The 12,262-nt window shown below is 71.9% G+C and carries 7 protein-coding genes; 5 read left to right on the top strand and 2 right to left on the bottom strand.

Going from position 1 to position 12,262, the window contains the following annotated elements; translation table 11 throughout:
* Positions 1-60: 60 nt before the first annotated feature.
* From EDD27_RS02315 to EDD27_RS02300, 4 genes are read left to right on the top strand one after another with little or no spacing between them, the layout of a single operon-like run.
* Positions 61-3,093: an ABC transporter permease gene (locus EDD27_RS02315; RefSeq protein ID WP_164903437.1), complete on the top strand. Its 3,033-nt coding sequence runs from the start codon at positions 61-63 to the stop codon at positions 3,091-3,093.
* Complete coding sequence (locus EDD27_RS02310; RefSeq protein WP_127930842.1) at positions 3,090-5,663, top strand: FtsX-like permease family protein; 2,574 nt, start codon at positions 3,090-3,092, stop codon at positions 5,661-5,663. The genes EDD27_RS02315 and EDD27_RS02310 overlap by 4 nt, the downstream gene beginning before the upstream one ends.
* A complete protein-coding gene (locus EDD27_RS02305; RefSeq protein WP_127930841.1) occupies positions 5,660-6,580 on the top strand; it encodes an ABC transporter ATP-binding protein in 921 nt (306 codons plus the stop codon). The genes EDD27_RS02310 and EDD27_RS02305 overlap by 4 nt, the downstream gene beginning before the upstream one ends.
* Positions 6,573-7,265, top strand: coding sequence for an ABC transporter ATP-binding protein (locus EDD27_RS02300; RefSeq protein WP_127930840.1), 693 nt, complete (start codon positions 6,573-6,575; stop codon positions 7,263-7,265). Before EDD27_RS02305 ends, EDD27_RS02300 begins: the two co-directional genes overlap by 8 nt.
* A 353-nt stretch (positions 7,266-7,618) precedes the next feature.
* Here EDD27_RS02300 and holA read toward each other — a convergent pair whose 3' ends face one another.
* Positions 7,619-8,602: a DNA polymerase III subunit delta gene (gene holA, locus EDD27_RS02295; protein WP_206641198.1), complete on the bottom strand. Its 984-nt coding sequence runs from the start codon at positions 8,600-8,602 to the stop codon at positions 7,619-7,621.
* Positions 8,603-8,840: 238 nt separating this feature from the next.
* Between holA and EDD27_RS02290 the strand changes: the two genes are divergently transcribed.
* On the top strand, positions 8,841-9,680 hold the full coding sequence (locus EDD27_RS02290; protein WP_127930838.1) for an alpha/beta fold hydrolase: 840 nt from the start codon (positions 8,841-8,843) through the stop codon (positions 9,678-9,680).
* A gap of 221 nt (positions 9,681-9,901) precedes the next feature.
* Here the strand turns inward: EDD27_RS02290 and EDD27_RS02285 are convergent, their stop codons facing one another.
* Positions 9,902-12,082, bottom strand: coding sequence for a ComEC/Rec2 family competence protein (locus EDD27_RS02285; RefSeq protein WP_241563821.1), 2,181 nt, complete (start codon positions 12,080-12,082; stop codon positions 9,902-9,904).
* Between the last annotated feature and the right edge of the window lie 180 nt (positions 12,083-12,262).

Raw genomic sequence — 12,262 nt, 5'->3', positions numbered from 1 at the left:
GCGTCACCGTTGCAGTGATCACCTTCCGGCCTTCGGCCCCGGGCGCTTTGAATGGGACACATGCGGGGGCCGGTGATCGTCAAGAGGGCGTTCAACGAGCCGTTGCTCCTGCTGGCCGCGCTCGGGTCGATTCTCCTGGCGACCACCACGTTGGTCGCCTTGACCATGTACGCCTCCTCCATCGCCGACGCCGGTGTCCGCAGGACGATGGAGCAGGCTTCGTACCGGCAGACGGCCGCCACCGTGGGCGCCCAGATCACCGCCGAGACCTTTCCCAGGTACGACCGGGCGGTGCGGGACGAGCTCGCCCGCGCCTACGCCGCGGTCCCTGCGATCACCACCAGCTTCCGCTCCGACTCGTACGTCATGCCGGGCCAGGAAGGCGAGCAGCAGCCCGAGCTGCTCAGGTTCGGCAGCCATGACGGGCTCGACCGGCACGCCGAGCTGATCTCCGGCACCTGGCCGCGCGCCGGCGGATCGACGATCGAGGCGGCGATCTCGCTGCCGGCGTCCTCGGCCACCGGGTTCGAGGTCGGCAGGGAGTTCGTCACGAAGGGCAGGCTCGATCCGCGCCCGGTCACGGTCCGCATCGTCGGCGTCTTCCAGCTCCGCGACACGTCGGACGAGCGCTGGGCGGGCGAGCAGTTGCTGAGCAGGGGCGTCGAGCGCGGCGACTTCACCACCTATGGGCCGTTGATGGTGGCGCGGGAGACGTTCGTGGCGCGCTTCGCGACCAGCGTCAGGACCGTCTGGACGGCGGAGCCCGACCTGAGCGCGCTGACGCCCGAGCGGCTGCGCCCGATGGCGGACGCGGTGGGCCAGGCGGGCGAGCGGCTGACGGCGGCCGGCTGCGTGAGCTGCGTGGTCGCCAGCCGCCTGCCGGAGGTCCTCACCCAGCTCGACACCGCGGCGCTGGTGGCCCGCTCGACCATGCTGATCCCGGTGCTGCAGCTGCTGTTGCTGGCCGGGTACGCGCTGATGCTCACCGCGCGGCTGCTGGCCGACCACCGCCGCATGGAGGTGGCGCTGCTGCGCTCGCGCGGCGCGGGCACGATCCGCCTGGCCGCGCTGGCCGGGGGCGAGGCGCTGCTGGTGGCGCTGCCGTGCGCGGTCGTCGCGCCGTTCCTGGGCCCGCCGCTGCTCGCGCTGGTCAACCAGTTGCCGTGGCTCAGGGCCTCGGGGGTGCGTCTGGCGCCGTCCGCCGACCTCGGCACGTTCCTCGTGTCCTTCGGCGTGGCCCTGGCCTCTGCCGTGCTGCTGATGTTGCCGGCCCTGGCGGGCGCGCGGCGCACGTACGTGGAGGAGCTGTCGGCGCGTGGCCGCGGCGGCGTGCGCGGGCTGATCGAGCGGGCCGGCGCGGACCTGGGGCTGCTCGCGGTGGCCGCGCTGGCGATCTGGCAGCTGCGGCGCTACGGCGCGCCGGTCACCGCGACGGCGGCGGGCGGGCTCGGCATCGACCCGCTCATCATCTCGGGACCCGCGCTGGCGTTGCTCGCGGGCGGCATGCTGGGGCTGCGGCTGGTGCCGCGCGTTTCGCGGCTGGCCGAGCGGCTGACCTCCCGGCGGCCCGCGCTCGCCCCCGCGCTGGGGGCGTGGCAGGTCAGTAGACGGCCGCTCAGGTACGGCGGTCCCGCGCTGCTGCTGACCATGGCGATCGCGATCGGCATCCTCTCCATGACCACCGCCGCCACCTGGCGGGCCTCGCAACTCGACCAGGCCCGCCACCAGGCCGGCGCCGACCTGCGGCTGTCGGGGCCGCCGGACGGGCCGGAGCTGGGGTCGCTCGGGCGGGGCACGGTGTTCAGCGCTCTGCCAGGCGTCACCGCGGCCTCTCCCGCCTTTCGCGGGCAGACCGAGGTGAGCAACGAGGACACGCTGCTGCTCGGCCTCGACGCGGCCCAGCTCGGTGAGCTGTTCCAGCTGCGTCCCGACCTGTCGGCGCAGACGGTCGCCGACATGTCCCGGGCCCTCGTCGGCAGGCAGGCGGGCAAGCTGGACCTTCCCGGGCAGCCTCGTATGCTCGTCGTGCGGGTCGAGGCGGACGCCGAAGTCCCGGCGCGGCTGGTGCTGTCCGACGCGCTGGGCGTGTGGCGGGACCTGCCCCTCGGCGTGCTGCGGAAGGGCGAGAACCAGTTGGAGCTCGATCTGCGGTCGCCGGCCGGGCGGTCCGGGAAGATCACGTACCCGCTGTCGCTGCGCGGCGTCGTCGCGAGCTCGCCGGCCGGGCTGAGGCTGGGCGGGCTGAGCGCGGACGGCCAGGACGTGGCGGTGCCCCGGCCCTCCGGCGACGTGCCCGGCGTGATCGCCTTCGGGCCGCTGAAGCAGCTCGGGCCGCTGCCCGTGGTGCTTACCGCCGACCTCGCCACCGCACTCAAGATGGGGGCCGGAAAGGCCGGGCGGATCAGCCTCGCCGGCCGGGTCCTGCAGGTCAAGGTGGTGGGTGTCGTACAGAGCATGCCGACGGCCGCGGCCGGGCAGAAGGCTGTGCTCGCCGACTGGGGGACGCTGCAGGCGCACGAGCTGGCCGCGGCCGAGCAGCCCAGGCCGGCCACCGAGTGGTGGCTCGCCGCCGACGACACCGATCCGGCGCGAGCGGCGCTTCGCAAGAGCCCCGGATGGGACGTGACCGCGGTCGACCAGCGGGAGCTGGCCGCCGCGCTGCGGGACGACCCGCTGGCCAGCGGGCTGCAAGGGGCGCTCATGCTGGGGTTCGCCGCGGCACTCGGGTTCGCGACGCTCGGATTCCTGGTGAACGCGGCGGTCGCGGCACGGGAGCGGAGAGCGGAGTTCGCCGTGTTGCGGGCGCTCGGGACCAGTTCCCGGCAGGTGCTCGGGCTGCTGGCGACGGAGCAGGCGTTCGTCATCGGGCTGTCGCTGGCGGCCGGCACCGGACTCGCCGTGGCCGTCGGGACGCTGGTGGTGCCGCACATCGTGCTGACCGGACAGGCGGCGGCGGTGACCCCCGGCGTGCTGCTCGACATTCCGTGGGCGGCCACGGCGGCGATGCTGGCGCTGATGACCGGGGTGCTGTTCGCGATCGTCGCCGGGCTGGCGCGACGCCTGCGGCGTGGGCACGTCGTGGAGGAGCGGTGAGGATTCCCCTCCTGGCCCGGGCGAACGCGGGCACGCTGACCGTGCTCATCGCGCTGAGTGCGGTCGCCTGCCTGCTCGTCGCCGGGCTGCCCCGCGCGACGCAGGCGTCGTTCGACGAGGCGCTGCGCAGGTCGCTGACCACCGCCCCCGCCGTGCAGACGGACCTGACTGTGGCCTCGGAGCCGCGTTCCCCCGAACAGGATCTGCACGAGCGTGGCCAGTTCGCATCCCTCTACCCTCAATGGCGCCAGATCGTCCCCGCGGCGCTGCGGCCCCTGCTCGCGCCCACCGGTCACATGAGCGCCAAGACCTCCCGCACGCCCGTCGCCGGGACCAGCGGGCGGACGTACATCAACCTCGGCTGGCTGTCCGACGCCGACCAGCGGGTGGAGTGGGTGCGGGGGCGGGCGCCCGGCCCGCTGTCCACGACGCGCCACGAGGGCGAGACGATCCCGCTGATCGAGGTGGGCGTCGTGGAGGAGGCCGTCCGCGAGATGGGCCTCGGGATCGGCCAGACCAAGGTGCTGGGCGAGAGCGACTACGTCGCCGTGAAGATCGTCGGCCTCTTCAAGGCCAAGAACCCGGACGATCGTTACTGGAGTCACCACGCCGACGTCCTGCACGTCTCCAGGCAGTTGCCGCCGGGCGGGCTGGACTTCGAGTACCACGTCACGACGGTGATGTCCGACGCGGGGCTGACCGCGCTGAGCGGCGAGTCCCGCCACCTCACCTACCGGTGGGTCCTTCCCCTCGACGGGCGGGCCGCGAGCGCGCTGGCCGTGCCGGACGTCGCAGCGGCGGTCACCGAGCTGGAGCGGCTGATGCCGGTCCAGGTGGTGAGCCCCAGCCCGCACCGCTTGGACACCGGGCTGCCCAACCTGCTCGGCGACTTCAGCGCCGCGCTGGCCAGTGCGCAGACCGTGATTTTCCTGGCGCTCGGGGGGCTGCTCGCGGTCGCGCTCGGCGTGATCGTGCTGGGCGTGCGGTTGCTGACCGACCGGATGGAGCACCCGCTGGGGCTGGCGCGGGCCCGGGGTGGGTCGCTGCGGCAGGTGGCCGGCGCCGGGGCGGCGCTGACCGCGCTCGCCGTGGCGCCCGCGGCCCTCGCCGGGTATGCCCTGTCGTTCCTCGTGCCCGGGCCGGTGCTGCCCGTCGTGCATGCAGGCCCGGCGGTCGTGGTGGTCACGGCCGTGGTGTTCGCGGCGGTCCGGGTGTCGCTCGCGCATCGTACGCCGCTGCACGAGCGGCGCGACGACGTGGCCGCGGCCCGGCCGTCCCCCCGGCGGGTCACGCTGGAGGTGCTGGTCGTGGGGCTGGCGCTGGCGGGGGCGTACCTGCTGCGGGAACGCGGGTTGTCCCAGGACCCGTTCCTGTTGCTGGTGCCGGTCGCGCTGACGCTCGCGGCCGCGCTCATCACGTTGCGCTGCTACCCGTACCCGCTGCGGCTGCTCGTCCGGCTGGCCGGGCGAGGCCGTTCCGCCGTGCCGTTCCTGGGACTGACCAGGGCGGCCAGGGCACGCTCCGCCAGCGGGCTGCCGGTGCTGATCCTGCTGCCGGCGCTGGCGGTGTCGGTGTTCGCGACGGTGATCTCCAGCGGGATCGCGAGCACCCAGGTACGGGCGTCCTGGCAGCAGGTGGGCGCGCCGATCAAGGTGACGTCGGTCGGGGAGATCCAGGCCTCCGTCATCGAGAAGGTACGCGCGACGGACGGTGTGGAGCAGGTGGTGGTCGCGCAGACGGGGCGGGTGCAGCTCGCGGACGTCCCCGAGTGGGCCGCCGCCATCGCGGTGGACATGGCACAGTGGCAGCGGCTCGTCGCGGGCACGCCCATCAGCCTGCCGACGCTGTCCGGCGACACGTCCGCGCTGGTCTCGCCCGAGCTGCGGGGGCGAGGCGCGTTCGAGATCGGGTGGCTGGGGCGGCCTCGGCTGACCCCCCAGGGTGTGATCGACGCGGTCCCCGGATTCTGGTCCAGCGGGAAGTTCATCGTCATGTCCCCGAGCGCGCTGCCCCGGCTCGAGGTGAACACGTTGCTGATCAAGGGTGACGTCCCGCTGGCCGAGCTGGCGCGGATGGTGCCGGCGTCGACCGTGGACTCGCAGGAGCGGGCGCTGGCCGTCATCCGGGAGGATCCGCTCACCGGCGCGGTGCGCTCCACGCTGATCGTGGTGACGGTGGCGCTGGGGCTGTACGCGCTGGTGGCCGTCGTCCTGTCGCTGGTCGTCGGAGCCGCCGACCGGACCAGGGCGGTGTCGTTCCTGCGTACGCTCGGGCTGTCGGAGCGGCAGGCGCGGCGGCTGACCGTGCTGGAGGTGCTTCCCATGGTGCTCGTCACCTCGCTGGTGGGGCTCGGGCTGGGGCTGGGGTTGCCGGCCGCGCTGGGGCCCGGTGTGGACCTGTCGGCGTACGCGGGGGACCTGCCGGTCGGGGACTACTCTCCCGACCTGCTCACGCCCGGTGCGCTGGCGGCGGCGCTGATCGTCGCCGCGGCGCTCGGCGCGTACGCGCATACCGCCATCGGCCGCCGTCGCAACCTCGGCGCCGTACTCCGAGTGGGAGATTCCACATGAACCCGACCCTGTCCGAGCTCGAAGCCAGGGCCGCGCGGAAGAAGGCCGCGTTCGGCGGTGACGCGCACATCGTGTGCGACAACCTCGTACGCATCTACAAGACCGAAGGCGTCGAGGTCGTCGCGCTGCAGGGCTTGGACCTCGTCATCGACAAGGGCGAGCTGGTCGCCATCGTCGGGGCGTCGGGGTCGGGCAAGTCGACGCTGCTCAACGTGCTGTCCGGGCTGGACGTGCCGACGGCGGGGGTGGCCAGGGTGGCGGGCATGGACCTGCTGTCGATGAGCCCTCGGGACCGGCTCCGGTATCGGCGTTCCGTGGTCGGGTTCATCTGGCAGCAGACGGCGCGCAACCTGCTGCCGTACCTGAACGCCCGGGAGAACGTCGAGCTGCCGATGAAGCTGGCCGGCGCCGCGCGGAAGGGCCGGGCCATAAAGCTCCTGGAGCTGCTGGGCGTGGGCTCCTGCGCCAACCGGAAAGTCGCCGAAATGTCGGGCGGCGAACAGCAGCGCGTCGCCATCGCCGTCGCGCTGGCCAACTCCCCGCAGCTCATCCTGGCCGACGAGCCCACGGGCGAGCTGGACAGCGAGACGTCGGAGCAGGTCTTCGAGGCGCTGCGCACGGCCAACAGGGAGCTGGGGGTGACCGTGGTCATCGTGACGCACGACCCGCTGGTGTCGGAGCAGGTCGACCGGACGGTGGGCATTCGCGACGGGCGTACCAGCAGCGAGACGCTGCGGCGCGAGGGCGCCGAGGGGCAGATCATCGCCGAGGAGTACGCCGTGCTCGACCGCGTCGGCCGGCTTCAGCTGCCGCGCGACTTCATGAACGCCCTCCACATGGAACGCCGGGTGCGGTTGGAGCTCGAATCCGACCACATCGGCGTCTGGCCGGCCCGAGAGGAGCCCTCCAATGACTGATTCGCCCCTGGTCGTGGTGGAAGGGCTGCGCAAGGTCTACCGGAGCGGGCCCAAGGAGGTCGTGGCGCTGCGCGACGTGTCGTTCTCGATCTTCCCCGGGGAACTGGTCGCGATCAGGGGCCGCTCCGGCTCCGGCAAGACGACCCTGCTCAACCAGATCGGCGGCCTGGACCGGCCGGACGCTGGACGGGTCGTCGTGTCCGGGAACGACGTCACGGCGATGTCGGAGGAGTCGCTGCTGGAGCTGCGCAGGGACGTGGTCGGGTTCGTGTTCCAGTCGTTCGGGCTGATCCCGGTGTTGTCGGCGGCCGAGAACGTGGGGGTGCCGATGCGGCTGATACGGATGCCGGCCGAGGAACGCGAAGCCCGCATCCGCATGCTGCTCGCCCTGGTGGGACTGGAACCGCACGCCAACCAGCGGCCGTACGAGCTGTCGGGCGGGCAGCGGCAGCGGGTGGCGATCGCCAGGTCACTGGCGAACCGGCCGCGGCTGCTCGTGGCCGACGAGCCGACGGGGCAACTGGATTCGCAGACCGGGCGGCAGATCATGGAACTGCTGCGGGCCCTCGTACGCAGCGAGGGCGTCACGGCCCTGGTCGCCACCCACGACCCGAGCCTGATCACGCTGGCCGACCGCGTCCTGGAGATCAGCGACGGCGTGGTCCGCGAGGCAGCACTGACCTGACCTCGGCGGCCGACCCGGACGCCCGCCTCCACCACCGCAGCCTCCACGGAACAGGCGGGGTAAGGACGGTCACGTGCCGCGCCCCGAAGCCCAAGCACCCGACCCGCCGCCGCACCTCCGGCCCAGGCACGCCTGCCTCCATGCTGCGCACGCGCCTCCAGACCGCGCGCATCCTTCGGCACCGCGCACGCCCTTCGGCACCGCGCACGCCCTTCGGCACCGCGCACGCCCTTCGGCACCGCGCACGCCCTTCGGCACCGCGCACGCCCCTCGGCACCGCGCACGTGCCTCCGTGCTGGCGCGCACATGGCTCCAGCACAGGCACCTGTCTTTCTGGCGCAGGCGCCGGGGCCCTACCTCCCCGTACGGCTGGCCACGATGACCTGCACCGTATGCTCCAGTGCGTACGCCGGATCCGCTCCCCCACCCTTGACCTGCTCGTCCGCGTCGGCCACCGCCTGGATGGCCCTCGACAACCCCTCCGGCCCCCACCCGTTGAGCTGCCGCCTCACCCGATCCACCTTCCACGGCGGCATCCCGACATGGCTCGCCAACTGCCCGCCCCGGAGATTGCGCGGCGCACTCCCCACCTTGGCGAGCGACCTCAGCCCCCCGGCCAAGGCACTCACCAGCAACACTGGAGCGACCCCGGTCCCGAGCGCCCACCGCAGCTGCTCCAGAGCGTCGCCCAGCCGCCCTTCGATCGCCGAGTCGGCCACGTTGAACCCGGTGACCTCAGCCCGCCCCTTGTGATAGCGCGCGACGGCCGCCGCACTGATCGTCTTGTCCTCGGTGTCGAACGCCAGCTGGCTGCACGCCGCCGCCAGCTCCCGCAAGTCATGGCCGACAGCGTCGAGCAACGCCTGCGCGGCATCTCCCGAAATGCTCCGCCCCGCCCGCTTGAACTCCCCCTTGATGAAGTCCAGCCGCTCCCCCGCCTTGGTGACCTTGTTGATCGTGATCACCGCGGCCTTGGCCTTCTTCACCCCGTCGACCAGCGCCTTGCCCTTCACCCCGCCCGGGTGCGCCAGCACGAGCACGGTGTCGTCGGCCGGCTGCTTGGCATAGGTCACGACCTCGGCGATGACCTCTTTCGCCAGATCCTGCGCCGACCGGATCACCACCACGGACCGATCGCCGAAGAGCGACGGCGAGGTCAACTGCGTCAGCTCCCCTGTGGTCACCTTGCTCCCCACGAGGTCGTGCACCTCGACGTCCGGATCAGCGGCCCGCGCCGCCGCCACGATGCCGCTCACCGCCCGCTCGGCCAGCAATTCCTCATCGCCGAGGACCAAGGTCACAGGTGCTGGATCGCTTCCCGCCATGCCTGGCAGCATGCCATGCCCCACCGACAACCTGGTACTCGCCGCCCGCGGCCCCCTACCTCGAGATCGTCGACTGCGTCCGGATGCTACTCGCGACCTCCCACAGAACGACTCCATCCCGGCTGGGGCACGCCCCGCGCCGGCGTGCGCCTGGCAGTGGCCTCGACGGCTATGGAACCCCCGTGGACGAATCGGTGGGGGCGGGATAATCGGTTGCCTGGGCCGGGATGCGCTTGTCATGGTCTTCGCCATGCCTACCTTCTCCGCACACGATGGAACCGATCTCGCCTACCACGTGTTCGGAGCGGGCACCCCGGTGATCTGCCTGCCCGGCGGACCGATGCAGGACTCCGTTTACCTCGGTGAGCTCGGCGGCTTGTCGGCGCACCGGCAATTGATCATGCTGGATCCCCGGGGCACCGGTGAGTCGGCGATACCGGAGGACGCCGGTTCCTACCGCTGTGATCGGCTGGTCGATGATGTCGAGGCGCTACGGGAGCATCTCGATCTCGACCGGTTGGATCTGCTCGGTCACTCCGCCGGCACGAACCTCGCGGTGTTGTACGCCGCCCGGCACCCGGACCGCGTCGGCAGACTCGCGCTGATCACGCCGAGCGCCTACGCCGTCGGCATCGCGATCACCGGAGAGACGCGGCTGGAAATCGCGCGGCTCCGCAAGGGCGAGCCCTGGTTCGCAGCGGCCTTCGCCGCTCTTGAAGCTCTCGTGGCCGGCAACGCGGCCGACGGCGGCCGGCAGGCCATCGACCCCTTCTTCTACGGCCGCTGGGATGCGGCGGCACAAGCTCACCAGGCTGCCCAAGACGACCATCGGAACCTCGAAGCCGCAGCCAGGTTCGGAGCCGAGGGCGCGTTCGATCCGGATGCCACGCGGGCGGCGCTCGCCGCATTCACCGCGCCGGTGCTGCTGGTTGCCGGAGAGGTGGACCTGAACTCACCGCCGAGCGCCGTGGCCGAGTTCGCCGCGCTGTTCCCCAACGCCGAGCTCGTCGTGCAACCAGAAGCCGGCCATTTCCCATGGCTCGATGACGCCGACCGGTTCGTGGCGACGACCGCGGCGTTCTTCGGATGAAGATCGCCCGGCCCCATTAGATGCACCTCCACCAACCAGAGCCCATGAGATCACGCTTCCGCCCGCTGAACCCATGAGAGCCCGCTGAACCCATGAGATACGCCTCCACCACATAGCGCTACGACATACGCCTGCCGCCATCGGGCTCATGAGTCCTGCCACATCCGACCGACCTGCTGCTACGCCTGTCCGCTGCCTACGACGTCAGACCGCTCTATGTACTACGGCCCACGGGCGACCACCGCCAATCCCCCATCTCGCTCGACGACCGCAAGATCCCCAGACTGATCGGTGCGGTAAGTGGTTGCGCCCAGGCGCCGGAGCAGAGCGAGCGTGGACGGGGCCGGATGGCCGTAGTCGTTGTCGGCGCCCACGCTGACCAACGCCGCCCGGGCCCCGAGGGAGGCTAGGAAGGCCGGTGACTGCCGGCCGGATCCGTGATGCGGTGTCTTGAGAATGTCAGCCCGTACCCGAACGCGACGCAGAAGCTCTTCCTGCGCCTCCGTCTCGAGGTCACCGCCGAGCAGTATCGATCCCGAGCGCCACCGTACGTGCAGCACGACGCTGGAGTTGTTGATCGCACTGCCCTCCCCTTGCCCGTGCAGGTCGCCCATGCCGGGATCGGGAGCGAGCACGCTCAGATCCGAGGGGCCGAACCGCCAGCGGCTCCCCGGCGCCGCCGTCCATTCCGGTATCCGGCGCTCCGCCAGGATGGCCGAGACGTGCGCGACGGCGCGGGCTTCCGTGCGCTGCGGGCTGACGACCGTGGCCCCTACCCGCCGGTTCCTGAGAACTCCCCTGAGCCCGTCGACGTGGTCGGCGTGCGGGTGGGTGAGAACGAGCAGCGGTACGTCGTCGACGCCCAGCCTGCGCAGGCACCGGTCCATGACGATCGGGTCAGGCCCGGTGTCGACGACGACTCCTTGGCCTGGTCCCGCCGCGATGACCAGCCCGTCTCCCTGCCCGACGTCGCACATCACCATCAGCCAGTCCTTGGGCGGCCACGGCCCGGTGATGGGACGTACCACCAGGACCGCCACAAGTGCAGCAGCGGCGGCCGTCAGCGCCATCGCCCGCCAGGACCGGCGGCGCAGGATGAGTACGGCGATCGCCACCGCTAGCCCGAGCAGGGCGAGCCCCAGCAGGCCGCTGGGCCAGGGCAACGTCGCGAAGGGCAGGCCGACGGCCCAGCCGGCGACCGTGATGATCCAGCCGACGGCGTATCCGGCGGGGATGACGAGGAAACTCGCCGCATCAGGCCATAAGGGCGCCACGAGTGCGGCGCCGAAGCCGAGCAGGGTCGCGGGAGCCACCGCCGGTGCCACGAGCAGGTTGGCGAGCACCGCCACGGGGGTCAGCTGTCCTGACATCAGCACCAGCACGGGCGTCACGGCCACCTGAGCGGCCGCCGGCACGGCCACCGCCTCCGCCAGCCAACGCGGCAGCCGATACGACCGTTTGGCGTCGCCGCCTCGAGAGTCGCCCCCTCGCAGATCGCCGCCCCGCAGATCACCGCCCCGCAGATCACCCCCTCGCAGATCGCCCCCTCGCAGATCGCCCCCTCGCAGATCGCCCCCTCGCAGATCGCCCCCTCGCAGATCACCGCCTCGGGAGTCGCCGCCTGGCGAGTCACCGCCCTGGGACGCGTCACTGCGCAGCTCCGTGGATGACAGGCGGTCACGCCAGCGTGGGGCGAGGATCAGAATGCCTGCGGTCGCGGCTACCGAGAGGGCGAAACCGTACGAGCGAGCCAATTCGGGTGCGAACAACATCAGCAGCAGGACCGTTGCCGACAGGGCCGCGAAACCGTCTCTCGCCCGCCCTGTGCCAAGGGCGACGGCAGCCACCAGGCCCATGAGGAGGGCCCGCAGGACGCTCGGGGACGGGCGCGCCACGACGGCGAACGCGAGCATCGCGACGGCGGCGAAACCCGCCCTCATGGGGAGGGAAAGGCCGATCACACGGGAAATCGCGAGTGCGGCGCCGGCGACGATCGCGAGGTTGGCGCCGCTCACGGCATGCAGGTGGTTCATGCCGGCCTCCCTGAGATCGGACGCCACCTGGGGATCCATGCGCGAGACGTCGCCCACGACCAGGCCGGGGAGAAGTCCTCGCTGGTCAGGGGGAAGGACGTCGGCGGCGGCGCGCAGGCCGGATCTCAGGCTGCCCGCGATCGTCTGGAGCCGGGACGGCGGCGTCAGGACTCGTGGTGGCCCCCGAACCAGGAGAACGGCCGCCACCAAGTCGCCAGGGGTCGGTTTCGCCAGGCGGCCGGTGACTTCGAGATGCTGGCTGGGGAGCAGGCCGCTCCATTCGTTCCCGCTGGCGAAGACGGTGATGGGGACGCTGACGGTCTGCCTGTTTCCGGCGCTCTGAATGGTCTCGAGGGTGGCCGGGACCACATAACCATCCTGACCGAAGCGTCCGCCCCGGGAAGCTCTGCGTTTGGGGTCGTCGGTGAGGGCGATCCGGGCGGTGATGGACGAGCCATTCGCCGCCAGTTCGGCCGCTGGGCCGGTGGTGAGAGCGTGGACCCGGAAGGCGACCGACGCCGAGACTGCTGCTGCGCAGATGAGCGTGGC

This window comes from Nonomuraea polychroma (genome assembly GCF_004011505.1).
Taxonomy (GTDB): Bacteria; Actinomycetota; Actinomycetes; order Streptosporangiales; family Streptosporangiaceae; genus Nonomuraea; species Nonomuraea polychroma.
This window is presented reverse-complemented; position numbering and strand designations above follow the sequence as displayed.